25 protein-coding genes are annotated in these 25,772 nt (G+C 60.6%); 12 read left to right on the plus strand and 13 right to left on the minus strand.

Annotated features, from left to right (window positions below; translation table 11 throughout):
• Positions 1-415 precede the first annotated feature (415 nt).
• From J2129_RS04420 to J2129_RS04440, 5 genes are all read left to right on the plus strand, one after another.
• Positions 416-1,336 (plus strand): hypothetical protein, encoded by a 921-nt coding sequence (locus J2129_RS04420; protein WP_209629714.1) that lies wholly within the window; start codon positions 416-418, stop codon positions 1,334-1,336.
• A 656-nt stretch (positions 1,337-1,992) separates the two neighbouring features.
• Positions 1,993-3,423 (plus strand): cardiolipin synthase, encoded by a 1,431-nt coding sequence (cls, locus tag J2129_RS04425; protein ID WP_209629715.1) that lies wholly within the window; start codon positions 1,993-1,995, stop codon positions 3,421-3,423.
• A gap of 235 nt (positions 3,424-3,658) precedes the next feature.
• Positions 3,659-4,456, plus strand: a complete 798-nt coding sequence (gene zupT / locus J2129_RS04430; RefSeq protein ID WP_245320618.1) for a zinc transporter ZupT — start codon at positions 3,659-3,661, stop codon at positions 4,454-4,456.
• A 526-nt stretch (positions 4,457-4,982) separates the two neighbouring features.
• Entirely contained in the window at positions 4,983-5,144 is a 162-nt protein-coding gene (locus J2129_RS04435) for a hypothetical protein (RefSeq protein WP_209629716.1), read from the plus strand.
• 88 nt (positions 5,145-5,232) lie between these two features.
• Positions 5,233-6,084, plus strand: a complete 852-nt coding sequence (locus J2129_RS04440) for a PHP-associated domain-containing protein (protein WP_209629717.1) — start codon at positions 5,233-5,235, stop codon at positions 6,082-6,084.
• 1,570 nt (positions 6,085-7,654) lie between these two features.
• Here the strand turns inward: J2129_RS04440 and J2129_RS04445 are convergent.
• Genes J2129_RS04445 through J2129_RS04465 form a run of 5 tightly spaced genes read right to left on the minus strand, consistent with a single transcriptional unit; the run spans position 7,655 to position 10,674 of the window.
• Positions 7,655-8,122 carry an iron dependent repressor, metal binding and dimerization domain protein gene (locus J2129_RS04445; RefSeq protein WP_209629718.1) on the minus strand — a complete coding sequence of 156 codons (468 nt, stop codon included), beginning with the start codon at positions 8,120-8,122 and terminating at the stop codon, positions 7,655-7,657.
• Positions 8,123-8,141: 19 nt separating this feature from the next.
• Positions 8,142-8,603: a hypothetical protein gene (locus J2129_RS04450; RefSeq protein ID WP_209629719.1), complete on the minus strand. Its 462-nt coding sequence runs from the start codon at positions 8,601-8,603 to the stop codon at positions 8,142-8,144.
• Positions 8,604-9,818 (minus strand): ferrous iron transporter B, encoded by a 1,215-nt coding sequence (locus tag J2129_RS04455; RefSeq protein ID WP_209629720.1) that lies wholly within the window; start codon positions 9,816-9,818, stop codon positions 8,604-8,606. It lies immediately after the preceding gene.
• Positions 9,818-10,426 carry a FeoB small GTPase domain-containing protein gene (locus J2129_RS04460; RefSeq protein WP_209629721.1) on the minus strand — a complete coding sequence of 203 codons (609 nt, stop codon included), beginning with the start codon at positions 10,424-10,426 and terminating at the stop codon, positions 9,818-9,820. The genes J2129_RS04455 and J2129_RS04460 overlap by 1 nt, the downstream gene beginning before the upstream one ends.
• A gap of 26 nt (positions 10,427-10,452) precedes the next feature.
• Entirely contained in the window at positions 10,453-10,674 is a 222-nt protein-coding gene (locus J2129_RS04465; protein WP_209629722.1) for a FeoA family protein, read from the minus strand.
• Between the two features lie 468 nt (positions 10,675-11,142).
• Between J2129_RS04465 and nadA the strand changes: the two genes are divergently transcribed.
• Positions 11,143-12,156: a quinolinate synthase NadA gene (gene nadA / locus J2129_RS04475; protein ID WP_245320620.1), complete on the plus strand. Its 1,014-nt coding sequence runs from the start codon at positions 11,143-11,145 to the stop codon at positions 12,154-12,156.
• Positions 12,157-12,640: 484 nt separating this feature from the next.
• Here the strand turns inward: nadA and J2129_RS04480 are convergent, their stop codons facing one another.
• A complete protein-coding gene (locus J2129_RS04480) occupies positions 12,641-13,162 on the minus strand; it encodes a DUF1269 domain-containing protein (protein WP_209629723.1) in 522 nt (173 codons plus the stop codon).
• Between the two features lie 246 nt (positions 13,163-13,408).
• On the opposite strand from J2129_RS04480, the gene J2129_RS04485 reads away from it, so the two are divergent.
• Positions 13,409-14,494 (plus strand): hypothetical protein, encoded by a 1,086-nt coding sequence (locus tag J2129_RS04485; RefSeq protein ID WP_209629724.1) that lies wholly within the window; start codon positions 13,409-13,411, stop codon positions 14,492-14,494.
• Positions 14,495-14,496: 2 nt separating this feature from the next.
• Here J2129_RS04485 and J2129_RS04490 read toward each other — a convergent pair whose 3' ends face one another.
• Both J2129_RS04490 and J2129_RS04495 read right to left on the minus strand, forming a co-directional pair.
• Positions 14,497-15,087 carry a DUF1700 domain-containing protein gene (locus J2129_RS04490; RefSeq protein ID WP_209629725.1) on the minus strand — a complete coding sequence of 197 codons (591 nt, stop codon included), beginning with the start codon at positions 15,085-15,087 and terminating at the stop codon, positions 14,497-14,499.
• 6 nt (positions 15,088-15,093) lie between these two features.
• Complete coding sequence (locus J2129_RS04495) at positions 15,094-15,435, minus strand: PadR family transcriptional regulator (protein ID WP_209629726.1); 342 nt, start codon at positions 15,433-15,435, stop codon at positions 15,094-15,096.
• Positions 15,436-16,251: 816 nt separating this feature from the next.
• On the opposite strand from J2129_RS04495, the gene J2129_RS04500 reads away from it, so the two are divergent.
• Positions 16,252-16,707, plus strand: a complete 456-nt coding sequence (locus J2129_RS04500; protein WP_209629727.1) for a hypothetical protein — start codon at positions 16,252-16,254, stop codon at positions 16,705-16,707.
• Positions 16,708-17,687: 980 nt separating this feature from the next.
• Here the strand turns inward: J2129_RS04500 and upp are convergent.
• A complete protein-coding gene (gene upp, locus J2129_RS04505; protein WP_209629728.1) occupies positions 17,688-18,317 on the minus strand; it encodes a uracil phosphoribosyltransferase in 630 nt (209 codons plus the stop codon).
• Complete coding sequence (locus tag J2129_RS04510; protein ID WP_245320621.1) at positions 18,314-19,534, minus strand: uracil-xanthine permease family protein; 1,221 nt, start codon at positions 19,532-19,534, stop codon at positions 18,314-18,316. Before J2129_RS04510 ends, upp begins: the two co-directional genes overlap by 4 nt.
• A gap of 772 nt (positions 19,535-20,306) precedes the next feature.
• Between J2129_RS04510 and J2129_RS04515 the strand changes: the two genes are divergently transcribed.
• From J2129_RS04515 to J2129_RS04525, 3 genes are all read left to right on the plus strand, one after another.
• Positions 20,307-20,648 carry a hypothetical protein gene (locus J2129_RS04515; RefSeq protein ID WP_209629730.1) on the plus strand — a complete coding sequence of 114 codons (342 nt, stop codon included), beginning with the start codon at positions 20,307-20,309 and terminating at the stop codon, positions 20,646-20,648.
• Between the two features lie 71 nt (positions 20,649-20,719).
• Positions 20,720-21,271: a DNA protection during starvation protein gene (dps, locus tag J2129_RS04520; RefSeq protein WP_209629731.1), complete on the plus strand. Its 552-nt coding sequence runs from the start codon at positions 20,720-20,722 to the stop codon at positions 21,269-21,271.
• Between the two features lie 6 nt (positions 21,272-21,277).
• Positions 21,278-22,093 carry a ZIP family metal transporter gene (locus J2129_RS04525; protein ID WP_245320623.1) on the plus strand — a complete coding sequence of 272 codons (816 nt, stop codon included), beginning with the start codon at positions 21,278-21,280 and terminating at the stop codon, positions 22,091-22,093.
• 56 nt (positions 22,094-22,149) lie between these two features.
• Here the strand turns inward: J2129_RS04525 and J2129_RS04530 are convergent, their stop codons facing one another.
• From J2129_RS04530 to J2129_RS04540, 3 genes are read right to left on the minus strand one after another with little or no spacing between them, the layout of a single operon-like run.
• Positions 22,150-23,262: an isocitrate/isopropylmalate dehydrogenase family protein gene (locus J2129_RS04530; protein ID WP_209629732.1), complete on the minus strand. Its 1,113-nt coding sequence runs from the start codon at positions 23,260-23,262 to the stop codon at positions 22,150-22,152.
• Positions 23,241-23,738 (minus strand): 3-isopropylmalate dehydratase, encoded by a 498-nt coding sequence (locus J2129_RS04535; protein WP_209629733.1) that lies wholly within the window; start codon positions 23,736-23,738, stop codon positions 23,241-23,243. The genes J2129_RS04530 and J2129_RS04535 overlap by 22 nt, the downstream gene beginning before the upstream one ends.
• Positions 23,739-23,741: 3 nt before the next feature.
• Positions 23,742-24,995 carry a 3-isopropylmalate dehydratase large subunit gene (locus J2129_RS04540; protein ID WP_209629734.1) on the minus strand — a complete coding sequence of 418 codons (1,254 nt, stop codon included), beginning with the start codon at positions 24,993-24,995 and terminating at the stop codon, positions 23,742-23,744.
• Positions 24,996-25,079: 84 nt separating this feature from the next.
• Here J2129_RS04540 and J2129_RS04545 point away from each other — a divergent pair, with 84 nt between their 5' ends.
• Complete coding sequence (locus J2129_RS04545; RefSeq protein ID WP_209629735.1) at positions 25,080-25,334, plus strand: hypothetical protein; 255 nt, start codon at positions 25,080-25,082, stop codon at positions 25,332-25,334.
• Positions 25,335-25,772: the final 438 nt, after the last annotated feature.

Consider the following 25,772-nt stretch of genomic DNA (forward strand, 5'->3'; position numbering starts at 1 on the left):
GCGGGCGACACACCATCCCCCCACACAAGAGACGAGGGTTTCTACAGAGCCAATCCCTGAACGTTGTAAAAACTCTCGTGGGCCCCGTAGAATTCCTCATGGCGGCTATCTCTCCGGGGGGCTGGGCCGCCCCCCCAAACCCCCCGCGTCAAGATTGGACGGGGAAGCGCAACCCCCTCATCATGGTCATTGATTACTCCTCCCCTGCCCCATCGTCATCCAGGGGGTCCAGAGAGAGAGTTCCCGGCGTGAGGATGAGGTGCCAAGGGGCGGCGATGACCTGTGTTCCTGCCCGCCGGTTTATCATGATGAACATGACCACGGGGTCTCGCCATACCATTCTCCACTCGAAAAGACAAGACATATCCCTTCTCCTGAGAGTGTAATTGGTACAATTTTCCGGCACACCAGGACTATGACCAGACTTGAAGAGTTCCTCGGACCCCTGGACCAGGGCATATGGGAAGTCGCCGTCCCCAAGGAGGCGGTGACCGAACCGCTGGACGACGGATGGATACGTTCCAGGATCAACATCCCCTCCCCCGGCACCCTGGCCAGTTACCGGAAGGGAAACTACCACCTCCACGAGACCGCGACCGAGTGGCGGGTCCATTACGACCGCTACGATCCCACCCGCCACCCGCTCCTCCACCTCATCGACGACGCCCCGCTCATCCTGATGATCGGCGAGACCTTCCTTGCCCTGGTCACCAACGCTCGCACCGCACGGAACGGCGAGACCACCCGTCTCGTCCTCGAAGGTCAGCGGCGGACCTGGCAGTTCATGGTCCTTGCCGGGTGTGCGGTGCTCCTCGCCGCCCTTGCCATCCTCGCCCGCCCCATCCCGCTCTTCGCCGCGGCCGTCTCGCTCCTCGTCCCCCTGCTCATCGCGGGCCTCGGCCTCCTCATCGTCGGGGGCGGGATCTCCCTCCACCCCCCGGGTGTCGCCTCGATGGGGAGCGTCTTCCTCGGGGTCTGCGTCGTGGCGCTGGGCTTCAGTTCGGCCTCCCTCCCGGTCACGCTCTGGACCATGATCATCTTCGTCGTCCTGGCCGTCTGGATGTGTGCCAGCGCCTTCGTCTCGTTCAGGCGCGTATATCGGGAACGACGGAGCGTGCCAGAGGGTGTCTTCAAGCGCCTCGGTCTCGGGGTGCTCTCGCTCGTCCTGGGCTCGCTCATCGTCCTCGCCCCCCAGGCATTCCTGACCCTGATGCTCGACCTCCTGGCGCTGGTCCTCGTCGCCCTCGCTCTCGTCTTCATCGAGAACGGGGCCGAGTTGAGGCGGCGGATGGCCGGTACAAACACAGGTCGTCGGGCGGCAGGAACCGAAGCATGAGGTGTGTTGGCCGCGTCATGAACAATTTTCGTCGAGAATGAAAAGTAGCAGGGGTCATGATATACCCCCTGCCTTCCCCCCAACCGTCATTCCTGGGATCCTGGCAGCACTCGCCCCCGGCAAGGATCCACGGGAAGACGGTCCAGTCACGCTCACACCGAAGTCATCCCAAAACTCTCCAGCCCTCTTCCTCACCAATGAAGAGCGATAGATGATCATGGAGAGATTCCTGCTTCTTCATCGCACACCCATGCATTCATCGCCTTCCCTCATCACCGCGCTGGGGGCTCCGCCCCCAGACCCCCAGGATGGCAATAGGGTCGGGAAGGCAGCGAGTAGCCATGAAGAGGGGCTGCGATCCCACGCCAATCTTCATCGGCGGGGAGTCTCGGGGGGCGGCCAAGCCCCCCGGCGGAGGATAGGGTCCGGAATTCTTGGAAGGAAGCACGTCGGTTCGAAGGGATGTTCACCCGAAGAGAGTTTTGAGATATGCTCACCATGAATCGGTAGGGGCCTCTACAGGGCGGTGTATTCACCATTCTTACTGTTCCCGCATGCCGATCCATCCCGTGACACCCGTGACACCGCGAAAGTCATGAGTCGAGGATGTCTCCTTCTCGAAACCCATATCTCCCCTCCCGCCAAGGAGGGTAACAATGGACTGGTCACTCATCCTCAGCGTGATCCTCCTCTTCAACATCCTCTTTGCCATCGCCGTCGTCTTCTTTGAACGAAAAAATCCCACCGCCGCCCTTGCATGGCTGATGGTCCTCTTCCTCCTGCCCCCGCTCGGGTTTGCCCTGTACCTTGTCTTCGGGCAGAACTTCACCAGACAGAAGATGTTCACCCTCAAGGAGGCGGGTGACCACTACCTCAAAGGGCTCTTCGAGGAGCAACACCAGGACCTCGTCGACCGCGGCTTCAGGTTCGCAAACCCAGCGGCAGAACGGTACCGCGACACCATCCTTGCCCTCCTCAGGAACAACCAGGCGCTCGTGACCGAGAAGAACGAGGTCGAGGTCTACACCGACGGAAAAGAAAAGTTCGCCGCCCTCTTCGAGGCCATCAGGGGGGCACGCCACCATGTCCACCTGGAATATTTCATCGTCAACAACGACGACCTTGGGCGGGCGGTCGTCCACGCTCTCGCGGAGAAGGCGAAGGAAGGCGTCGAAGTCCGTCTCCTCTTCGACGCCGTCGGCACGCGTGCCGGTGGGGGATCGAAGGAAGTCTTTCATGAACTGACCGATGCAGGCGGGGAGATCGGGGTCTTCTTCCCCTCGCTGTACCGGGTGAACTACCGCAACCACCGAAAGATTGCGGTCATCGACGGGGCGGTCGGGTTCATCGGCGGGTTCAATATCGGCGACGAGTACCTGGGCAAGGGCCCGCTCGGCTACTGGCGGGACACCGCGGTCAGGATCTCTGGGCGGGCCGTGAACCTCCTGCAACTGCGGTTCTTCCTCGACTGGAACCATGCGACCGGGGAGTACCGCGGCGATGATCCGATCTATTTCCCTGACCCTGACGTCGCCGGCACCGTCCCGCTCCAGGTCGTCTCTGGTGGGCCTGACACCAGGTGGAGCCCGATCAAGGAAGGCTATATCAAATTGATCAACTCGGCCAGGGAGTCGGTGTACATCCAGAGCCCGTACTTCATCCCTGACGAGAGCGTCACCGACGCCCTCCGCCTCGCGGCGCTCTCAGGCGTCGACGTGCGGGTGATGATCCCGTGCAAGCCTGACCATCCGTTTGTCTACTGGGCCAGTCTCTCCTTTGTCGGCGACCTCCTCGACGCCGGGGTGCGGGCCTACACCTATGATCACGGTTTCCTCCATGCCAAGACGATCGTCGTCGACGGCACGGCCGGATCGGTGGGGAGCGCCAACTGGGATGTGCGGAGTTTCAGGCTGAACTTCGAGGCGAACGTCTTCTTCTACGACGCAGAGGTGGGGGGCGAGATGAAGAAGCGGTTTGTCCAGGACCTTGAAGTCTGCACCGAGATCACGCCGGAACGCTATGCCGACCGCCCCCGCGGGGTCAGGATGAAGGAGTCGGTCTCCAGGCTCTTCTCGCCGCTTGGGTAGGGAGAGGATTGTAAGACGGTACCTCTTTAGGACCCCTCTCTTCCTCTCCCTGGGTGGAGGGCCGGGCGCGAACCATCAAGGTAGATAGGATGTGACCTGAATGTACCGCCCTTGATCAAATAGCATCTTCCCCGCATCTTCGCACGAGAGAGACCGGTCGCTCCCCGGCCCCTCACGCCCCGGACATGAAGAAGGGCCGCCATTTAAGTGATGACAGGACACTCGTTCCATCCAGATGATGACCGACCCCGCCTCGTTCTTCATGGCCTTCGGGCTGACCCTGCTTGCCGGGCTCTCGACCGGCCTTGGGAGCCTGATGGTCTTTTTTACCAGGCGGACGAGCACCCGTTTTCTCTCTGCCGCCCTTGGGTTCTCGGCCGGGGTGATGCTTTTCGTCTCCTTTGTCGAACTCTTTTCCGGCGCCATGGAGGTCGCCGGGCCACCGGCCGCGACCTTCGCCTTCTTCTGCGGTGTGGGGGTCATCGCCCTCGTCGACCGGCTCGTCCCCTATCCCCAGAACCCGCATGAGGTACGGAAGGTCGAGGCACTCGATGGGGAGATAGACAAGGGGGAAAAGGAGGCGGAGGGGCTGTACCGCACCGGGCTCCTCACCGCCGCGGCGATCGCTCTTCACAACGTCCCCGAAGGAATGGCCACCTTCTCAGGCGCCCTCCTCGACCCTGGCATAGGGGTGGCGATCGCGGTGGCCATCGCGATCCACAACATCCCTGAAGGGATCGCCGTCTCGGTGCCGATCTATTACGCGACCCGGAGCAGGCGGACGGCATTCCTGTACTCCCTCCTCTCAGGGCTTGCCGAACCTGCCGGGGCGGTCGTCGCCTTCCTCCTCCTCCTCCCCTATCTCAGTGGAGCGGTGCTCGGCCTCCTCTTTGCGGCGGTCGCCGGGATCATGGTCTTCGTCGCCGTCGACGAACTCCTGCCCGCGGCCAGGGAGTACGGGGAGGCGCACCTCTCAGTCTACGGCCTGGTCCTCGGGATGGCGGTGATGGCCGGGGTGCTGCTGGTGGTCTGAATATGATGCGGCACTCTCCACTCTCTCCTGTTCAGGCCTATCCTCAAATCAGTCGAACCTCCCTTCGTCATTCCCAGGACCGAGACAGGGTGGGAAAAACCGTTTTTCCTGGCCCTGTAGAACCCCTCACCAGTTCCTGGTGCGAGCGTGACTCACTCCCAGGCCTGCACGATGAGAGAGACAAAGAAGATGTATGGGACGATGAGCCAGTGGAAGGTCTGTACCGAGTACGCCACCATATCAGGGTTGAGGTTGAAGACCACAGAGAGCCAGTCCCAGGAGATGAGGCCGCTTATGGCGATGCACCCGATGGCTCCCAGGGCCAGTCGGCTTTGTAGAAACCCTCTGGATGGAACTCTCCGGCGGGGGGCTGGCCGCCCCCCGGGCCCCCCGCGACACGATAGGTCGAGGACGGCACCCTCTCGTCATGGTCCTCTATTCTGCCTTCTCGTTCTCATCGTGGTCTCGGGGGTCGGGGGAGCCGCGCCCCCGGTGAGATGATGGGGAAGGGGTGGTCTTCCCATTCGTGATCCTCATGAAGACCGGCGTCATAGTCCCGGTCTTCACCACGGTGATGACCCTCTTTGTCTTCACCTTCACCCTCGACCTCACCTGCACGATATTCTTCACACACTCTCTCCTCGGGAGATTGCCGCAGGCGAAGAGCGGAGGGGCGGTACATGCGTGAGAATAGTGATCTACTCTTGCTGGCAGAGTCCCTCCGTGTATGATCTCATCTTTTTTCTTCTTCTGGCAGAGACATGATTGATCAGTTGATGCGATCTCTTACTCTCCCCCCACCCCCACCGGTCCTCTTCAAGACCCCGACCCCTGAGGAGACCGCACGCGAGGGCTACCTCGCCGCCGACCTCCATGTCCATACCAACCACTCGGACTCTTTTACAAGAGTGCGCGACCTCCTGCGGTCCGCGGCCAGGCAGGGGATCGGGTGTGCGGTCACCGACCACAACCAGGTCCGCGGGGCGGTCGAGGCGTGTCATTTGGCAAGCGGCGTGCCGGTGATCCCTGGCATCGAGGTGAGCGCCGACGACGGCCCCCACCTCCTCTTCTACTTCCCGGCGCTCTCTGACCTCACCGACTTCTACCGCCGCCATATCGAGAGGAAGAAGAGGGACGGGCCATGTCTGGCCATCAGGATGACGACCGCAGAAATTCTTGACGCCCGCGAGGACTATCACTGTGTCGCCGCCGAGGCGCACCCCTGCGGCTATGCCTTCCTGAACCGCGGGATGCAGGAGGGGATCGAGTGCGGGCGTATCGATGCCAGGACCATCACCCGCCTCGACGCCATCGAGGTGATCTGCGGCGGGATGGCCCGCCCCCACAACCTCGCCGCCGCCGACCTGGCCTGCACCTACGGCCTCGGGCGGACCGGCGGGACCGACAGCCACCTCCTCCGGGAGTTCGGCGGGGTCGTCACCTGCGCCGAGGCCGGGAGCGTCGAGGAGTTCCTGGAGGCGATTGTGCGCCGCAGGAGCGTCGTGATCGGGCGAGAGCGCAATCTTGCCGAGAAGGCGATGATGGGAGCGGCGGTCCTCCCCCACCACCTCCCATACGCCCTTCCGATCCTGAGAGGGTGCGTCTGGGAAAGGTTTTTGAGGGGATGAGGTGGGAGACCCCGGGGTGACGATAGGGATAGAGACAGGGAGGCAACACAGAAAATTCTGGAGAGAGTGCCGCTGCCATCCAGGGTTCAATCATGTGGCACGGGAGAGGGGCGGCCAACCCCCCGCGACAGAGAGATCCAGAGGGTTTACCATGAAAATAATCCTGACGATCCTCTCTTTTGGTTTGCATGAGAATCTGAACTCGCCATATCCCGTTGAAGCCAATACGCAGAGAATAAAATATTCCTCTGATGGATCGGCCGCCCCCAATCGTCGAGATATCCCTGCCATCTCGCCCCGGGGGGGTGCACCCCCGGGCCCCCCACGACGAAGATAGGTGGGGGCGGCGATGGAACACGATCCCCATCGATTCTCCTCTCTTGAAAAAGAGCGATCAAGCGACGAAAAATTTTCATCCTGTATGTGTGAGCCAGAGGTTCATGCCCTATTCTACAGAGCCGAAATTCAGAATCTTATCCTTCCCCGGACCCCCAAGACACGATAAGGTTGTGGACTGCAACGCACTCGTCATGGTCATCTATTCTGCCTTCCAACCTGATCTCGAAGATCGGCACAACGATCAGGCTCTCTGCCTTCACGGTCCGGCCCGATCTTCGTCTCGGGAGCAGAACCCCGGGCGTGAAGACGCGGGAAGGCGAGATGATCAGGGGTGGCCGCCCTCAACTGAAGAGTCTTCCTCCTCGTCTCGCGTCGGGGGGCAATGAAGCAGTGTCTCCCTCTGGGGCCTCCTGCTCTGAAGGGAGAGCAGGGATCCACTCACTCTGAGAGGACTCCAGGGAGGACCAGAGGAGACGAGTGAGAGTAAATTCAATAAAATATCGGCTCTGTAGAAATGTTCTTGATGACAATCTCTGCAGGGGGCGTGCCGCCCCCCCCGTGCGAGCGAGAGGCAGTGGATGGTATTACGCTCTTCGTGGCGATTGAGTGTGCCTTCCCGACCCTATCTTCATCCCGGGGGTCCGGGCGGCACTCGCCCCCGGCATGATTGTGCGGGAAGGCGATTGAGTCGCCCTTGCACCGAGAGGAAGTGAGGATTTCTACAGGGCCAAAATATCTGAGTTTAGCCCTGTAAAATCAGGCATGAACCTTTTGCTCACGCATACGCGATGAAAATACTTGTTCCTCCGAAGAAGAGAAGAGATGAGAGGGACGGCATACCCTTCTTCAGGATCGTTCACTCTCTTCGACCTTCTGTGGGCCTATGATTTTTAGAGAGACGACTGGAAGGAGCATGAGCACATCTCCAGGGTCTTCCAGAAGCACCCGGTACAATAGAGGGGGGACGGCGATTGAATCCAAACTTCCCCACCCACCCAGAAGATGGTGATGGATGATAGTGGGGGGATCCTCTCCTCTTCGTTGTACAGCCATCCATCATCTCCCCCCACCCCCGCGCTCGGGGTTTCCTCGAAGCGCTTCAGTTCGAGGAGATGTTCAAGACTCTGGGAATTCAAACCCAAAAAGAGAAGGGAGATCTATTTCCAGAACCAATGCTGAAATTCAGGTCTCAATGAGGGCGAAACCGTTGCAATTGACCTCTCTGCCAGTCTCACCGGCAGCCTTTCTCATAATGGAACTTCTTGCAGAACGCGGAGAAACGCCCAAGCATGTCAGACGAACGGGAACCGTTCTTGAAATACTCCACCAATGCTCCTATCTGCTCGATGGTCTCAGGGTGGAGTTCGTGCTCCATGAAACAGGCATCTTTGTCGGCGATATCTTCAGGCACCTCGATGAGCATCAAGAACGACTTGAGCGTATCGTGCCTGAACTTGATCACCCAGGCGACCTTCTCCCCCTCAGGTTTGAGGGTCACCCCTTCGTATTTCCGGTACTCGACCATACCCATCCGGTCGAGCTTCTGGAACATTTCCACAACACTTGAGGGGCTGACATCAAGTTCGCCGGCGATGTCCTTGGTCCTGGCATACCCCTTCTCAAGAGAGACATTGAGGATGGCCTCAAGGTAATCTTCGGCTTTTCTGGTGAGGGCAATCACGCCCTGTACCTTTACCATGCTTCATCAAAAAGGTTGTTCAGGCTCCCTGCCTCTCGTTGAGGAGGAGCCAGGCGACAATGATCGTGAAGGGGAGGAGGACGATCGCGGGGGCATATGGGGGTGCAAACCCGCCGATAAAGCCTCCAACCGAGTTGAAGAACGCTTCGCTCTCCTCTCCCGCCGGGATACCGCCGCAGATCATGCCGAAGATGTCGCAGCCTGCGACCAGCCAGACCATGATCGCTCCCAGCACCGCGGTGGCGCGCTGGTTGAGGTCTCCAAGGCCGCGGGCCCCGGCGAGCATGAAGAACCCGCCGAGGGCGACGACCAGGCCACCCCAGGCCCAGCGGAAGAAGTCGTCGCCGGTGATCTCAAGAATGCCGATACTGATCGGCCCGGCGCCGCCCGCCCAGACAAGGACGTCGGCAAGGCCGAGGATGAGTGCCGCCACTCCAACGAGGGCGGCAACGATGGATGCGATAGTATATGATGTCTTCATTTATGCCAACCCCAGGAGGATACCGATTGCATGGATTGCCCCACCATATGCGAAGACGACTACAGCCAGGGTCGCAACTGCGGCCAGGAGCTGTTTCCAGCCTTCACGGAGCATAACCACGAAGGTGGCCACGCACGGGAAGTAGATGGAGATCAGGACGACTGCGGTGATCATCTGGTACGGCGTCATGGCGATGGTGGAGAGCTGAGCAACCGCAAGATCCTTCCTGAGGAAGGCAGCGATGAGCGGAGCGACAGTCTCTGAAGGCACCCCGAACCACGAGATGAATATGGGCGCAAGGAGTTCAGAGAGACCCTGGATCACGCCGGCGAGATACAGCACGTTGACGATGAGGATACCGAGCCAGACAAAGGGGACCGCCTCCTTGAGGTAGCCTTTGGTCCGGTTCCAGAGTTTCTTCGCCACGTTCTCGCGAATCGGCCAGCGGTATGGCGGGACGTCGATAAGGATCTCAGGATTGTCCCCTGGTATCAGGCGGTCGAGCAGGAACCCGAAGATCGCAAACCCGACGACGAGATACAGGATGACCCATCCCACGGTCTCAGGGATGACAGCAAGCATGATCCCGAGCTGCGCCCCGCATGGGACGAAAATCGCAAGGAGCGTCATCATCAAGAACCGCTGTTTCTTCGTTTCCAGTACCCTGGTCGCGGTGACGGCCGGGACATTGCACCCGAGGCCGAGGATCGTCGGGACGATCGCATACCCGTGGAGCCCGATCTTGTGGAGGAAGGTGTCGGCCAGGACGGCAAGCCGCGGCAGATACCCTGAGTCCTCAAGGAGGGTCATGGTCAGGTAGAAGATGAACACTGCCGGAAGAACGACTCCCAGGGAGACGAAGAGCCCTGAAGTCAGGACGCCGAAGGCCTCGAAACAGTTGTCAGCAAGCGGGTCGCCGACGAAGAGGAAGTAGTGAATGCTGGTTGGGTCCGGCCAGGCGCTCTGGAGCCAGGGGAGCCAGTGGTTGTCGAAGAACTTGACCATGAACCCGTCGGTAACCAGGTCGCCTGCGAACGAGCAGAAGATGCTCCAGAAGGCATACAGGACGGCGAGGGCGACCGGCAGGCCGGTGAGCGGTTTGACGGTGAGGTCGCCGAGGGCGTCGCCCAGGCCGCGGCGCGAGACCCCGGTCGAGACGACCTTGCTTGCGACCTGGTCGACGAGGTCCCAGCGCTCGTCTGCGGTAAGCCCCATTAACTGCTCCCCCCGCATCCTGCGCATCCTGCGCATTTGCTCATACGGGCGGTCTCAGGGGACGAACCATTTGCCCGTGCGGCGATGGCGTCGATGTCGGCGGGTTGCGCCTTCCTGAGCATCCCGGCCAGGTCCTTGATCCCCTCTCCAACTGTGGCCGAGGTCTGGACGACCGGGAGGCCAAGGAGGTTCTGGAGACGGCGGGCGTCGACTTTGATCGATTTCGCACGGGCGGCGTCCATCATATTGAGGACGACGATCACCGGCGCACCCCGCTCGATCACCTCGAAGCCCAGATACAGCCCGCGTTCCAGGCGGGTGGCGTCGAGGACAAGGAGCACGGTGGCTTTGGGGTATTTGTTCAGGATCTGGGAGGCCACTTCTTCGGCGGCGTCCCGCGGTTCAAGCGAGTATGCTCCAGGCACGTCGATGATCTCGTAGGTCGTGCCGCCTTCGACGAGGGTGCCCTTTGTGAAGTCGACGGTCGTGCCAGGATAATTGGAGACGACGGCCTCGGAACCGGTGAGCCGGTTGAAGAGGGCGCTCTTGCCTACGTTGGGGTTCCCGACCATCAGGACGGTCTGGGTGTGTGTATTCTTTTTATTCATGGGTGTTTCGCTCCTGGGATGTTTTTTCAGACCTCGACCACCACCAGGGCGGCGATCTCAAGGCCCATGGCGACCTCGACCCCTTCGGCGAGGACAACCGCCGGGCCCTTTATCGGTTGCTTGGTAATCATCTCCAGGCGTTTTCCTTTTCTGATGCCAAGGCAGTTTAAATCGTGGTGGGATCCAAGGAGTGCGGTGACAACCCCGGTCTCGCCAAATTCCATCTCTGTCACTTTTTTCTGCGTCATACAATCTCTCGACGTCTATTTGTGCTGCCATTCTCCTGCCGAGCACGATCTCGCCGCCCCCACTCTGGAGGACGACGGGGCCGAAGGTGCAGGAGACCATGGTGACGATACGACCGACCTGCACCCCGCGGAGAGCGAGGTGCTGGTGGAGGCCGTCTCTACCGTGGATATCGGTGATCCGCGCACGATCACCGGAGTTGAGTTCAGTCAGCTGCATGCACGCTGTTCCTCAGGAAAAGAATTGAATGTTCGATTGATATGAGGACTCGCCGAAAGACTTTCGGGATTTTTGGTCGTTCGGAAAAAGTTTCGGATATATTGTCATTTCCGAATATCTCGATGAGGGGAGCAAGAGAGAACCCACGGGATTCGTGTTGAAGCAGGAGGATCAGGGCGTTTATTTTGGCGTCTCTCATACGGAAGGGTCCACGTGCCGTCGCAGAGTCTACCCCGCGCGGGGACGGGGGCATGGTCGTTGTCGGAGGTGCCGCATCCATCCACCGCAACATTCACCACCTCCCACCCCATTACCGGCAACAATGGGACGAGACCGGGAAGAGATCAGGAGCAGGTGATATGGTGAGCCAGAGCATCAAGGATGAGATCGCACGCCTGAAAAGCGCAGAGGACGCCGTGATCATCGCCCATAATTATCAGGTCCCCGAGGTCCAGGAGGTCGCCGATCTCGTCGGCGACTCCCTCGAACTTGCACGTGCCGCCGCGGTGCTGGAAGAAGAGACGATCGTCTTCTGCGGGGTCGACTTCATGGCCGAGACCGCCGCAGTCCTCGCCCCCGAGAAACGGGTGCTCCTCCCCGCCGTCGACGCCCTCTGCCCGATGGCCGGGATGGTCACGGCGGCCGAGGTGCGGGCACTCAAGGAGCGGTACCCGACTGCTGCGGTGGTCTGTTATGTGAACACCCCGGCAGAGGTGAAGGCTGAGAGCGACATCTGCTGCACCTCGGCCAATGCTGTGGCGGTGGTCGAGTCGCTGGACGCCGAGCAGGTGATCTTTGTGCCTGACCGGAACCTTGGGCGGTATGTCGCACGTTTCACCGCCAGGGAGGTGATCCCCTGGGAGGGGTTCTGTTATGTTCATGACCTGATGTCTGTCCGGGACGTCGAGGAGGCGAGGCGGACTCACCCGGACGCCGAGGTGCTCGTCCATCCCGAGTGCAGGCCAGAGGTGATCGATGCCGCCGACCATGTCTTCTCCACCTCAGGGATGATCAGGCATGTCTGTTCGTCGTCAGGGGAGGAGTTCGTCATCGGGACCGAGACCGGGATCCTGTACCCGATGCAGAAAAAATGTCCTGGAAAACGGTGTTACCCTCTCTCTGAACAGGCAGTCTGCGCCAGTATGAAAAAGACCGACCTCCCCTTAGTAAGGGACGCACTGGAACGCCTGGAGCCCAGGGTCACGGTCCCGCCCGAGACCGCCGAACGGGCGCGGGTGGCGATCGAGCGGATGCTGGAGGTATAGGGGGAGAACAGGAAATTTTCCTATAATCTCTCGCCCCCGGCCGAATATAGCGGAAGGCGGATGAGTCGCGCTCACACCAGGAATCGGTGAGGGTTTACCATGAAAATGATCCAGACGATCCTCTCTTCAAGTTTGCATGAGAGTTTGCACTCGTAATATCACGTTGAAGTCGATACGCAGAGGATAAAAATATTCTTCTGATGGATCGGCCGCTCCCATCGTCGAGATTTCCCTGCCATCTTGCGCCTGGGGGTTTCACCCCCCCGGACCTCCACGACGAAGAGAGGTGGGGGCGGCGAATGGAACACGATCCCCACCGACTCTCCTCTCTTGAAAAGAGAGAGAGCACATGATGAGAAATTTTCATCACGTATGCGTGAACCCCACGTTCATGCCCGATTCTACAAAGCCATTCTCTGAACAAATAGATCAGGATGACCCAGGAGAGGCCGCCCCCCCCTGGTGCCATCCACCGTCCTCACACTCACACTGCAGGCGCGGCGACCTTCTCCTTCTCTTCCACCTCTTCGCCGAATGCCTCACGGAGTTTTGCCTCGCTCTCCTCGGTCAGCGAGGTCCTGACCACCGTCCCCCTGAACTCCTCCATCTCGGTGAGGAACTTGTCGGGCGTGACCTCCTTGATCAGCATGAAGACCGCCGAACTTCCCGGCTTTACGGTCTCTGAGACTTCCTTGATGAAGGCGTCGTCGATCCCATAGTCGGTGAGGTGCCCGGCAAGGGCACCGGTGATGGCCCCTATCGCCAGTCCGAGGAGCGGCATCAGGAAGATGATCCCGATGAGAAGTCCCCAGAAACTCCCGCTCAACGCCCCCACCCCGGCAAGACTCATCGACTGCTTGACGTCGGTCTTCCCGTCCTGGTGGCGGACGACGACGACCAGGTCTTCAAGCCCGATGAGATGTTCCTTGGTCATCCGGGCAAGTTTATCCCTGACCTGGAATGCTGTCTGCTCGTCGTCAAATGCCACGACCACTAAATCGCTCATGATCCCCCCCTCCGGTCAATCCGGACAGGAGTGCGGATCATGACCCCACGATATATAGAGATGCCTCTCAGGCCGGGTGCGCCGCCTGTCGCCAGGACCTGAGAATGGCGACCACATAGAATAAATAGTATAAAACCAGTTTTTATTTCGATGCCATCCCGGAATCCGTATTTCTCGCCATCCAGTTTATTCAAAAAAATAACAATATTCGGTATAATCATCTCAATAGCCCTGGTCTCATCTGGAATGGCGACAGACCCCCGGGAAGTCACCCCCCTCTCACCTGAAGGAGGCGCCTGGGAAGCGGTGGCGGTCTCCGGCGACGTCCTTGTTGCACACGCCATTTTCCCGGAAGAAGAGATCGTCCTCTATTCCCTCTCGACCGGCGAGAAACGGTCCCTCGACCATGCCCCCGGCGGGTCCAAACACCTTGCGCCAGAGGCATGCTACACCCTGGGGCCTCCTGATCTCTCGGGGCGATATGCCGCCTGGCTCAGAACATATCCCGTGCTCCCTGGCACAGAGCAAAAGGGGCAGGTGGTCCTTGCAGATCTCGTGGCCGGCACAGAGCAGGTGATCGATGAGGGGCACGGCTACGGGGAGAGAGTGAAGGTCGCCGGAGACCTTGTCTGCTGGATGGAACATGACGACACAGGGCGAGAGGGCACCTCGACGCTCAGGGTGCACCGCATCGGCGAAGGCAAGACCTGGAGCAGGATGACGTTCAAGGGTGACGCCGACCTGGGCGACGTCGGGGGCGACTGGGCCGTCCTGACCAATCCAGAGCAGAAACACGCCGTCGTGGCCATCAACCTCTCAGACCAGAGTGAGGTCGTCCTCGCAGGTCCCGGCCGCAACCCCCGCGATTTTTCGGTCTCTGGCGACCGTGTCCTCTGGGTGAAAAAAGATGTCAACGGCCGGTTCAGCAGAAACCCAGAGAAGATCCAGAGCATCTCGACCGATGCTGTGCTCTCCCTGATCTCTCTTCCCGGAGGCGACGCCAAAGACCTTGCCGCTACCTCGCTTGCCGGCGAGGGCAGGGGGCCGGGGAATATTACGATGGACGGGACCGATCTTGGAAATGCCATCGTCGAGGGGGACTATGCCGCATGGGTGCTGACCGAGTATGCAGACGGGGAGAGGCACCCGGCGATCGTGGTGCGCCGTCTTTCTGACGGTGCCGAGAGCAGGATCACAAGGAACGGCACCATAAAGGCTCTGTTCATCGCCGACGGGATGGTGGTCTGGCAGGAGGGGGCGGGGCCTCTTGCTCCATGCCAGGTCTACTGCGCCGTGTGCCCGGCGGCCGGGCGGGCTGTCGCAGGCCCATAGCCTCAACTGTCGTACGCTCTCCTGATCACAGAGAGGTTCATCCTGAAGTAGTGTGCCATCGCCCGCACAAAATAGCGTGCCGGGTAGATGCTCCCGACGGTCACGAGCACCCCGACGGCGATGAGCCCTGCGGCCGTCGCCATCCTCATAAGCGGGGTCTCGAAGGGCATGACCACGGTCATCTCGGGCGGCACCACAGAGGGCACGGCCGTGACGACCAGGGCCACGACGCCGCCGAGTGCGAGGGAAACCCCGGTTACGAAGATTGCAAAGATGATGGAGGCGACGATGACGATCGGCACCAGGGCGATACAGAAATTGAAGAGCCCGAGCCCGAGCGTCGCCAGTGCGGCGCGGCAGAGGGCGGCAAACGATCCTGTCTGCTCGGCGGTCTTGATGTGTGAGGCAGCACACAGGTGTTTCCCGATCTCATCCGGGTCTCCGAGGGCGGCGGCGATCTCGGTCTCGGTCCGCCCGGCCTCGGCACCGGCGGCAAAGTATTCTTCGTAATCGGCGATGATCTCCTGCACCTCGTCGTCGGGAAGCCCATGCAGGCGTGCGCTCAGTCTCTCAAGAAATTCTGTTCTGTCCATCTTCTCTCATCCCCTGCTCTCAGTCGAATGTTCTTCTCTCTTGTCCCCGAGAAACCGGTTGACCTGCCCGACAAAGAGGAACCACTCTGCTCTCAGATGGGCGTGGAGGGCGTGGCCGCTCTCGGTGAGACGATAATATTTTCTGGGCGGCCCGCCGGTCGACTCCTGGAGGTAGGTCTCAAGATGCCCCTCGTTCTTCAGGCGCCGCAGGAGCGGATAGACGGTACCCTCTGAGATCTCGACGGCCCCTGAGATCTCCTGCACGATCTCGTAACCGTAGCACGCCTTCCTGGAGAGGAGGGAGAGGACGCAGAGGTCGAGGACTCCTTTCTTAAACTGGACATTCATGGGTTCATCTCGTGCGCATGGTAGTGTGCCACGCACAGTAGTGTGCAATATACAGTAGTGGCGACGAGGGTATATTTCTTTTCTCCCGACATGACCCCATGGGTCCGAGATGAATCGGCCCTGGAGAGGACCTTGTGACGGCTTTCTGTGGCGAGGTCGGCGGTCAGCCCCAACCACCACCATCCTCTTCAGGTACACCGATTGCGCCTTCCCGCCTTCATTGTCATCCAGGGGGAACGAATATGAGCGAGTTCGAGAAGATCGTGACCTTCGAAGAACCCTGGGCACGAAGAAGGAAGGGGGGAGGAGATTTTCAGAGCCGAAAGATAAGGTCCCTGGCTGTGTAGAAACCCTCGCCTCTTCCAGATGCGAGCGCGATTCAACCGCCTCTCCTCATCTTCTCGCCGACCCCCCGCACCACGATAGGTTGTGGACGGCAATCCGTCTTCATGAATTTCGAATACGCCTTCCCTGCCCTATCTTCATCCCGGGGGTCCGGGGGCAGCGCCCCCGGCGCGATTCAGAAAGGAAGGTAGGAAAATCACGCGTGCACCCATAAAGGGTGTGGGTTTCTCAGAGCCGTTTTCTACAAAGTTGATCCATGGGTGTCCGAGCACCCTGGATCATGATCTCTCACCGTTGACAGGACGGTCGAGTCCGCCTCACCAGAGACTCCTGTACACCATGAACCGGATGCTTCATCGTCTCCCTGCTGATGAGAACGTCGATCCAGAGCAGATATAATCTCCAGAAGTATAGTGTGTCATGGATGCCGCCAGGCATTGGTCCTGCGACACCTGAGACGAGGAACCGAGTATGAAAAACCCATGGTATTTTCTTCTGTTCATCGGAGTCCTGGCGCTTGTCGCCGGGTGCACGACACCGGTGGAGAACACAGTCCCTGAAACGACGACCGCGACCCCTATAGAGACGCCGGTCACCACCCGGCCCGCCCTCGCCACCGACCTCCCAGAGTTTGAGTACGCAGAGGTGCCGGTCATCTCATCTGGCGATACCGACTGGATGACGACCAATGCCTCCTATGTCGCGAGGACCGCCCTCAGGGACGAGGCGGCGCGGGTGATGTACCAGGAGGGCGGCACAGTCGAGGGAGTGCTCCTCTCCTGCCACCCGACGCCCCTCCCCTCGGCAGGGGACGGGTGCGCCCCGGCCCTCAGGATCACCAACCAGACTGCAACAGTCGATTTCCTGGTCGACGAGGAGGGGGGACGGGTGATCGCGGTGGTGGTCGAGATGAAGGAGAACGTGTGAGATCAGAGCGTGAGCATGAGAAGAGACATGGTCGAAATGAGGTTCTGGCTCTGCAGAACCTCTCACCAATTCTTGATGTGAGCGTGAGCGTGACCGGACCGCCTTCCCCTCTCGATCGCGCCAGGGGCGAGTGCCACCCTGGCTCTGATGAGCAGGCTCAACAATCTTGATGAGAATTGTGCCGCCCTCGATTCAATCGTGTGGCATGAGTTCGGGGGCGGCCAACTCCACTGCACGAAGATTGGTACAGAAAGTTTCTCCTGAGTCAAAAATATTCTCAAACTCCCCCAAATCATTTCTCAGAGATCGAAAACTCTGACCAACCGTTCCCCTCCGAGATCGCTCTCTCAGGAGAAATTCAACAGAACGACTCTGTAGAATTTTTCATGAGGCGAGATCACGCTTCACGCATACGCGATGAAAATATCATCTCAGAACTGGATCGATGCTTGACCCTCATCCTTGCTTTCGAGGAGCGAATCGAAGTCGAGCATCGTGCCGCCCCTCGGCTCTCTTCGTCGAGGGGGTCCGGGGGCAGGGCTCCCGGCGCGAGATTGCGGGATAGATTTGAGGATTTGGGGCGGCCGATCCATCAGAGGAATTTTCTATCCTCTGTGTATCGGCTTCAACGTGATAGAGCACGTTCACCCTCTCATGCAAACCTGAAGAGAGGATCGTCGGGATCATTTTCATGGTAAATCCTCTGGATGGATCTCTCTGGCGGGGGTTGGCCGCCCTCCGGCGAGAAGATGGAGGAAGGCGGTTGCATCGCGCTCGCACCAAGAATAGATGAGAGTTTCTACAGGGCCAACAAAACAGAAATTTTATTCTCAAAAAAAATGGCTCTGTAGAAATCCTCTTGACAGTTCTCTTCGACGGGGGTCCGTGCGGCACTCGCCCCCGGCGCGAGCACAGGAGAATGCGTTTGAGTCACGCGTGCACCTGGAGGAGGTGAGGGCTTCTCCACAGCCAAAAAAAGATTATTTTGTCCCAAAGAGACGGTCGCCGGCATCGCCAAGACCTGGCATGATGTAGCCCTTCTCATTGAGATGGTCGTCGATCACCGCCGGGATGATCTCGACGTCGGGATGGTCCTCCTCCATCTTTGCAAGCCCCTCGGGCGCCGCAAGGATGCAGAGGACCTTGATGCTCTTCACGCCCGCCCTCTTCAGCATCGAACAGACCGCCGAGGTGGTCCCGCCGGTGGCAAGCATCGGGTCGAGGATATAGTTCCTCCTGAGATGCACGTTCTCGGCGAGTTTCGCATAGTAGAGCTGCGGTTCGAGTGTATCCTCGTCGCGGTAATAGCCGATATAACTGATCTTGGCGCTCGGGATGATGCTCAGGAACCCCTCCTGCATCCCGATACCGGCACGGAAGACCGGGACGATGGACGGGTCCTCCTCCATGAACATCTCGACCTCCATCTCAGAGCCCTGCCATCCGTCGATGGTGGTTGCCTCCAGTTCGAGGTCGCGGGTCGCCTCATAGGTCAGCAGCGAGGTGAGTTCGGTCACGATCTGCCTGAAGTCCTTGGGTCTTGTCCCGATGTCCCTGAGCATATTGATCTTGTGGGTGATGACCGGGTGGGAGACTGGCCGTACAGTCATTCTGCCGCCACCCCCTGCGGTGCCTGGCCCTCAGGGTCAGGGATCACGAGGTTGAGGACGACCCCGATGATCGCCGCAAGCCCGATCCCGGCCAGCTTGAAGTCGCCGAACGGGATGAAAAGCCCGCCGATCGCGGTGATCAGCACGATGGAAGCGATGACCGCGTTCTTCTGGAGCGTCAGGTCGATCTTGTTCTGGACCAACTGGTTGATGCCAAGACTTGCGATGAGCCCGAAGAGGAGGATCATCACGCCGCCCATCACCGGGATGGGGATGCTGTGCAGTGCCGCACCGATCTTGCCGATGAACGCAAAGCAGATCGCAAAGACGGCGGCGGCAGTCATGATCAGCGGGTTGAACTGCCTGGTCAGCGCCACTGCGCCGGTCACCTCAGAGTAAGTGGTGTTCGGCGGCCCGCCGATGAACGAGGCGACAAAGGTGGCGACCCCGTCACCCAGCATGGTGCGGTGAACGCCTGGGTCCTCCAGGTAGTTCTTCCCGGTGACCGACCCGATGGCCAGGACGTCCCCGAAGTGCTCGATGGCCGGGGCGATCGCGACCGGGACGATGAAGAGGATGGCCTCAAGGTTCCACTCAGGCAGGGTGAAGGCCGGGACTGCAAACCAGGCCGCTGCAAGGATCCCCGAGTAATCGACGATCCCGAGCGCGGCCGCGAGGGCATATCCCGCCGCGATCCCGCAGAGGATCGGGATCAGCCTGAGCCACCCTTTCAAGAAGGTGAAGACCACCAGCGTCGTCAGGAGCGAGACCCCTGAGAGGAGCAGCGCCGTCTCGACCGGCACGACCTGGACCCCGCTACCGTCGATCCCGAGCGCCATGTTTACCGCGGCCGGGGCGAGGGAGAGACCGATCGCACAGATGACCGGGCCGACCACCACCGGCGGGAAGAGCCTGTTGACGAGCCCCACGCCAGAAAACCTGATCACAAAACTCAGCAGCACGTAGAACAGGCCTGCGGCGGCAAGACCGCAGAGGGTGCTGGGTATGCCCCATGTTGCGACACCATACATGATCGCAGGAATAAACGCAAAAGAAGAGGCAAGAAAGATCGGTACTTTCATTCGTGTAATCAACTGGAAGATCAGGGTCCCGATACCCGCCGTGAAGAGCGCGACATTCGGGTCCAACCCCGTGAGGAGCGGGACGATGACAAGCGCACCGAAGGCGACGAAAAGGACCTGAACCCCCAGACACATCTCTTTTATACTTATAGTCACTCGTTCGTGGCCCATAGGAATACCTCAGTCTGATGAACTGTGAATAGGAACGAGTCTGCACCGGCATGACGCATCAGACGCGGTGCTCCCAGATTTCCTCCAGAAATTTTTGCGATTCGTGATGAATATACCTATGCTCCTCCTTCCCTGGATCATCTCAGATGTTCAGTCTGACCTGAGGTTCAGATCACAGGCATGGGGTGCGTCTCTTCGGGCATGCTGGTGGATCCGACCCTGACATGGCGCCTGGATCTGCGAGTTCTCGTCCGGGTCAGGATACTACCCAGCCACCCGTCTCCCCGCCTTCCCCGCGCATGAGCGAGAGCGTCCTTGTAGGGAACTTCATTCATAAGTCCAGACCCAGGAGAGATCTTTGTGATGACTCTCGGTGACGGGGGGTGAGGGTCTCCCGCTCCCCCTATGATGAAGATCGGCCGGGGACTGCAACAACTTCTTCATGTTCGTTGATTGTGCCTTCCCAGCCCAATCTTCGTCCCGGGGGTCCGGGGGCAGCGCCCCCGGCGCGAACGATAAGGGAAGGCGGGTGATTCACACGTATGCCTGAAAGAGGTGAAAGTTTCTACAGAGCCGTGCGAACAGCGACCCCCGCGTCTTGGGAGATTACCTGGTCTGCACAGATCAGGCTCCATAGAGCGACCCCGACGTCTCGGGCGACCGGATCGTCTGGACCGACCGGCGCCATGGGAATGACGACGTCTATCTCTACAATATCACGACCGGTTGCGAGTGCGTGCTCGCGAATTCGTCGGCCATGAAGAGCGGCCCCTCGATCTCAGGCGACCTGGTGGTCTGGACCGAGTATGTTTTCAGGGAGAGCGACGTCCCGGACGCCGACACCTATCTCTTCGACCTTGTGACAGGAGAGAAGATGATCGTCTGTTCTTCTGGCTCTCGTTCCATGAGCGATGATCTCATCTCAGGCGACTGCATCGTCTGGAGTAAGGGGTGTTCTGTCATGCTCTTTATCTATGAACACACCCGGGAACCAGCATCGACGACGAAGGTCCCTGCCCCAGTTGCCGCCGTCCTGGCCGCGCTGGCCCTCGTCTCCATGGCCCGGCGTCGGGGGTGAGGGGGCGCAACCCATATATCCCGCGGCCGCGTCTTCACCTCACGTCCCACCCGGGACATGGGGGAAATCGAGTGGCAAAAGTTGCACGGGAAATGGTCGAGGCGACGGGGATCGACGTCGACAAACTGCTGGAGATGCTGGTCAAAAACGCCGCGGCCGAACTGACCACCTTTTATTATTACACCATCCTGCGGGCCAACCTCATCGGGCTGGAGGGAGAGACGATCAAGGAGATCGCAGAGACCGCACGGATCGAGGACAGGAACCACTTCGAGGCGCTGGTCCCGCGGATCTACGAACTCGGCGGGAAACTTCCCGACGACATGGTGGCGTTTCACACCATCTCGGCCTGCCCTCCGGCGAGGCTCCCGCCAGACCCGTCCGATGTCACCGCAATGCTCACCGTCCTCGTCGAGGCAGAGCGGTGTGCGGTCCGTGGGTATACCGAGATCTGCACCTACACCGCGGGCAAGGACCACCGCACCTATGACCTGGCACTGGCGATCCTCAACGAGGAGGTGGAGCACGAGTCCTGGTTCTCCGAGTTCCTGGGCGAGGGGCCGTCAGGGCATTTCCTCAGGAGAGGGGAGACCTCGCCTTTCGTCTCAAAGTTCATGCGCTGAGATCTGATGCAGATGATGGCCCTGCTGGAGAGCCTTGGGCCGGTCTGGCAGGCCTTTCTTGCCGGGTGCTTCACCTGGGGGCTCACCGCCCTCGGGGCGGGCACAGTTTTTTTCACGCGGGGGGTGGAGCGGCGGGTGCTCGACCTCATGCTCGGGTTTGCTGCCGGGGTGATGATCGCCGCAAGTTACTGGTCGCTCCTGGCCCCGGCGGTCGAACTCTCGGCCGGACTTTCGGTGCCGGTCTGGCTCCCGCCTGCCGCCGGGTTCCTTGCAGGGGGCCTGGCGATGTGGGTGACCGAGGCGCTGCTCCCCTATCTTCACCCTGACACCTCAGAGAGAGGTTCTGGCAGCCGCGGGCCGGGGATGCGGCGGAGCAGTCTCATGCTCATCCTTGCGGTGACTGTCCACAACATCCCAGAGGGCCTGGCGGTGGGGGTGGGCTTTGGCGCCCTGGCCGCCGCACATCCCTCGGCAACCCTGGCCGGGGCGGTCGGACTCGCCGTCGGGATCGGGCTCCAGAACTTCCCTGAGGGGATGGCGGTCTCGATGCCTCTCAGGCGCGAGGGGTTCTCGCGCCTGCGAAGTTTCTGGTACGGCCAGCTCTCCGGCGTCGTCGAACCGGCGGCTGCAGTCTTCGGGGCGGCGGCGGTCATCGTCGCCGCACCGGTCCTGCCCTACGCCCTCGCCTTCGCTGCCGGGGCGATGATCTTTGTCGTGGCAGCAGAGGTGATCCCTGAAGCGCAGGGGAGTCCAGGGCTTGCGACCCTGGGGGTGCTTGCCGGGTTTGTGGTGATGATGGTGCTTGACGTGGCGTTGGGGTAGCGCGCGCTGAAAAATGCCCGGGTACACCTTTCAATGCGACCCGACCTCATTACACTCTACCCCTGGACCAGCGTCGCGATGTGGTCGCCGACGTCTGCAGTCTTTGCCGTCCCGCCGAGGTCGCGGGTCACCACGCCGTCCCTGATCGTCCCCTCGATCGCCTCCACCACTCCTTCAGCCGCCTCGTGCTCGCCGAGGTGGTCGAGGAGGAGGGCGCCGGCCCAGATGGTGGCGATGGGGTTGGCGACGCCGAGCCCCCGATACTTCGGCGCCGACCCATGGATGGGCTCGAACATCGAGGTGCCCGTCGGATTGATGTTTCCTCCCGGCGCAAGCCCGAGCCCGCCCTGGATCATCGCCCCGAGATCGGTGACGATGTCGCCAAACATATTCGGGGTGACCACGACATCGAACCACTCAGGGTTCTTGACAAACCACATCGTGACGGCGTCGACGAAGGTGAACTCGGTGGTCACGCCAGGATGGCGACCTGCGACCTCGCTGAAGACCTCGCGCCAGAGCCCGTAGACGTCTGAGAGAACGTTTGCCTTGTCGACCGAGGCCACCCGCCTCTGCCGCCTCTCGGCAAGATCGAAGGCGTACTCCATCACCCGCCGGCACCCCTCGCGCGAGAGCACCCCGATCTGGTAGGCGATCTCCTCGGCATCGCTCTCGACGTCGAGGCCGAACTTCACCGAGTAGAGATCTCTGACGACCTCGAGTTCTGTGGTCTCCTGGTGCCTGAAGCGCGACCCGATCCCGACATAGAAGTCCTCAGTGTTCTCCCGCACCACGACAAAGTCGATATCCTCGGGTCTTTTCCCGGCAAGCGGGGTCTGGATCCCGTGCAGGAGACGGATCGGCCTGAGGTTCACGTACTCGTCAAAGTAAAACCGCATCTTCAGGAGGATCCCCTTCTCCAGGATGCCGGGGCTCACGCGCTCGTCGCCGATGGCCCCAAAATAGATCGCCGGATACCGTGAGAGTTCTTTGAGTTCGTCTTCGGTGACCAGGTCGCCGGTCTCCAGGTAGCGCTCGGCGCCGATCTCAAACTCGGTCCAGTCGATGTCAAACCCGTAGTTCTCTCCTGCGGCGTCGAGGACCTTCTTTCCCTCGTCGAGGATCTCAGGGCCGATGCCGTCGCCGCCTATCGCTGCGAGCCTGTACATATTTCCACCTCTTTCATCGCTTTTGCATATTCGACCAGTCCGCCGGCATCGATGATCGCCTGCATGAAGGGCGGCACCGGTTCGACTGGATACCTGGCGCCGTCTGACTCGACGCATCCCTCTGCAAGGTCGACCGTCGCCTCGTGGCCTTCGAGAAGCCCCCCGGTGTCGGAGCAGACGAGGGGGAGGAGCCCGGTGTTGACGGCGTTGCGGTAGAAGATCCTGGCAAAGGACTCAGCCACGACGATCCTGACCCCTGCACCGAGGAGGGCGAGGGGGGCGTGCTCGCGGGAGGAGCCGCACCCGAAGTTCTTGCCCGCGACGATGATGTCGCCAGAGCACACCCCGGCCCTGCAGTCGTCCCTCGTCCCCTCGAAGACGTGCTCGGCGAGTTTTTTGGGTTCGTACTCGGTGAGGAACCGTCCTGGGATGATCGCGTCGGTATCGATGTCGTCGCCAAACTTCCAGATCCGCATCCTTCACACCTCCCTCGGGTCGGTGATCATGCCGGTGACCGCACTCGCCGCCGCCGTCGCCGGGGAGCAGAGGTAAACCTCTGCCCTGGTGCTCCCCTGCCGTCCCCTGAAGTTGCGGTTCGAGGTGGAGAGCGAGACCTCGCCGGGGGCGAGGAGTCCGAAGGCCCCACCCATGCACGGGCCGCAACACGGCGCCTCGACGAGCGCACCCGCCTCGACGAACCGCTCGACCAGTCCGGCCCTGAGCGTCTTGAGGTACTCTTCCTTCGAGGCCGGGACGACGATCACCCGCACCTCGTCGGAGAATCTTCGGTCGCCGAGCACTTCGGCGGCCTCGACGAAGTCCTCGTAGCGTCCGTTCGTGCACGAGCCGATGAAGACCTGGTCGATCCGAGTCCCGGCGACCTCGTCGACCTCGACGACATGGTCCACGTTGTGGGGGACCGCGACCTGCGGGGCGAGGTCGGTGACGTCGTACCTCCGCCGGTCGGCATAGACGGCGTCCTGGTCAGGGGCGAGATCGGCGATCTCCGCACCGGGGCGCCTGGCCCGTAGATATTCGCGGGTGACGGCGTCGGGCGGGACGATCCCGGCCTTTGCCCCCATCTCGATGGCCATGTTGCAACAGGTCATCCGCCCGGCCATCGGCATCGCCTCTATGGTCTCGCCAGAGAACTCGAGGGCCTGGTAGGTGGCGCCGCCCGCGCCGATGTCGCCGGCGATGGAGAGGATGAGGTCTTTTGCCCCGACACGGGGGGCGAAGGCGCCGTCGACCTCGACCCTGATCGATTCAGGCACCCTGAAGTAGAGGGCGCCGAACTTGAGGACAAAGCCCATGTCGGTCGAACCGATGCCGGTCGCAAACGCCCCTGCGGCCCCGTAGGTGCAGGTGTGCGAGTCTGACCCGACGACGATCTCGCCCGGGGCGGCGTGCCCCTTCTCCATGAGCACCTGGTGACAGACGCCCTCGCGGAGGTCGTAGTTGTGGATCCCCTGCTCGCGGGCGAAGTCCCGCATGAACTGCTGATTCTCGGCCGCCTGCACCGAGTCGGCCGGGACCTGGTGGTCGAAGAGCATCACGATCCGTGCGGGGTCGAAGACCTCCTCTCCACCCATCTCTCTGAACACTCTGACGGCGAGGGGGCCGGTGATGTCGTGGATCATTGCCCTGTCCACCGAGGCCATCACCACCTCGCCTGCCTGTACCTCCCGGCCGCACCGGGAAGAGAAAATCTTCTCGACGAGCGTCGCTCCCATGGATGATCATCCCTCATGGTCGCTATGGAGGTTTCAACCTTTGGGCGACGGAACGTTGATGTCAGGTCGAGGTAAAGTGCTTCCATGCTCAGGTGTCCGCGGTGCGGGAGCACCGATCTCTATCAGGTGCTCGGCGGGTATGCCGGCATGACGTACCGCTGCAAACGATGCGGCTACACCGGATCCTTCGTCGTCGAGTCAGAGGACGCCCTCCCCATGTCGCCAGGAGAGGAGGGCGTTGAGGCAAAACCGTCGGTTCCGGTCTATCGGGGGGTCAGGATCGCCGCTCTCGTCCTTCTTCTCTTCCTTGCATTGTGGTATCTGATACGGATCCTCTGAAAATGAAAGATTCGGGTGTGTAGAGATCCTCTGGATCCCCTGCGGCAGAGTCGAACTGGGGACGGCACCATCCTCTTTCTCTTTGAGTATATCCTAAAACTCCCTGAGGTCTGATCATCGTCTTGAACTGAAGGCCTTCCTTCCTGGAGTGCGACGCCCTATCCTTCACCGGGGGGCGTGGTGGCGTGGGAAGGCATGAATGCATGGGGGCACACCGAAAAGAGGAGGGGTTCCTCACTATATCTATCGCTATCTTCTGAGCGGGGGAGGGTGGGAGAGCGTTGGGATGACCTCTTTGTCAGTTCTGTCTTCCTGGTTCTTTTCATCCCGGAGGGGCGGCGAACTGAACCAGATCTCCACCGATTTTCCAGTCCTGAAAAAGAGAGATCAAACGACGAGGAACATTCTTTCCATAGATGTGAGATGTGTGTCTGCGTC

Source organism: Methanofollis sp. W23 (genome assembly GCF_017875325.1).
Taxonomy (GTDB): Archaea; Halobacteriota; Methanomicrobia; order Methanomicrobiales; family Methanofollaceae; genus Methanofollis.

Excerpts from the sequence above, each read along its gene's own strand:
- J2129_RS04420 (WP_209629714.1), top strand. The coding sequence starts at position 416 with ATGACCAGACTTGAAGAGTTCCTCGGACCCCTGGACCAGGGCATATGG.
- cls (WP_209629715.1), top strand. The coding sequence starts at position 1,993 with ATGGACTGGTCACTCATCCTCAGCGTGATCCTCCTCTTCAACATCCTC.
- zupT (WP_245320618.1), top strand. The coding sequence starts at position 3,659 with ATGATGACCGACCCCGCCTCGTTCTTCATGGCCTTCGGGCTGACCCTG.
- J2129_RS04440 (WP_209629717.1), top strand. The coding sequence starts at position 5,233 with ATGCGATCTCTTACTCTCCCCCCACCCCCACCGGTCCTCTTCAAGACC.
- J2129_RS04445 (WP_209629718.1), bottom strand. The coding sequence starts at position 8,122 with ATGGTAAAGGTACAGGGCGTGATTGCCCTCACCAGAAAAGCCGAAGAT.
- J2129_RS04450 (WP_209629719.1), bottom strand. The coding sequence starts at position 8,603 with ATGAAGACATCATATACTATCGCATCCATCGTTGCCGCCCTCGTTGGA.
- J2129_RS04455 (WP_209629720.1), bottom strand. The coding sequence starts at position 9,818 with ATGGGGCTTACCGCAGACGAGCGCTGGGACCTCGTCGACCAGGTCGCA.
- J2129_RS04460 (WP_209629721.1), bottom strand. The coding sequence starts at position 10,426 with ATGAATAAAAAGAATACACACACCCAGACCGTCCTGATGGTCGGGAAC.
- J2129_RS04465 (WP_209629722.1), bottom strand. The coding sequence starts at position 10,674 with ATGACGCAGAAAAAAGTGACAGAGATGGAATTTGGCGAGACCGGGGTT.
- nadA (WP_245320620.1), top strand. The coding sequence starts at position 11,143 with ATGGTCGTTGTCGGAGGTGCCGCATCCATCCACCGCAACATTCACCAC.
- J2129_RS04480 (WP_209629723.1), bottom strand. The coding sequence starts at position 13,162 with ATGAGCGATTTAGTGGTCGTGGCATTTGACGACGAGCAGACAGCATTC.
- J2129_RS04485 (WP_209629724.1), top strand. The coding sequence starts at position 13,409 with ATGGCGACAGACCCCCGGGAAGTCACCCCCCTCTCACCTGAAGGAGGC.
- J2129_RS04490 (WP_209629725.1), bottom strand. The coding sequence starts at position 15,087 with ATGGACAGAACAGAATTTCTTGAGAGACTGAGCGCACGCCTGCATGGG.
- J2129_RS04495 (WP_209629726.1), bottom strand. The coding sequence starts at position 15,435 with ATGAATGTCCAGTTTAAGAAAGGAGTCCTCGACCTCTGCGTCCTCTCC.
- J2129_RS04500 (WP_209629727.1), top strand. The coding sequence starts at position 16,252 with ATGAAAAACCCATGGTATTTTCTTCTGTTCATCGGAGTCCTGGCGCTT.
- upp (WP_209629728.1), bottom strand. The coding sequence starts at position 18,317 with ATGACTGTACGGCCAGTCTCCCACCCGGTCATCACCCACAAGATCAAT.
- J2129_RS04510 (WP_245320621.1), bottom strand. The coding sequence starts at position 19,534 with ATGTGTCTGGGGGTTCAGGTCCTTTTCGTCGCCTTCGGTGCGCTTGTC.
- J2129_RS04525 (WP_245320623.1), top strand. The coding sequence starts at position 21,278 with ATGCAGATGATGGCCCTGCTGGAGAGCCTTGGGCCGGTCTGGCAGGCC.
- J2129_RS04530 (WP_209629732.1), bottom strand. The coding sequence starts at position 23,262 with ATGTACAGGCTCGCAGCGATAGGCGGCGACGGCATCGGCCCTGAGATC.
- J2129_RS04535 (WP_209629733.1), bottom strand. The coding sequence starts at position 23,738 with ATGCGGATCTGGAAGTTTGGCGACGACATCGATACCGACGCGATCATC.
- J2129_RS04540 (WP_209629734.1), bottom strand. The coding sequence starts at position 24,995 with ATGGGAGCGACGCTCGTCGAGAAGATTTTCTCTTCCCGGTGCGGCCGG.
- J2129_RS04545 (WP_209629735.1), top strand. The coding sequence starts at position 25,080 with ATGCTCAGGTGTCCGCGGTGCGGGAGCACCGATCTCTATCAGGTGCTC.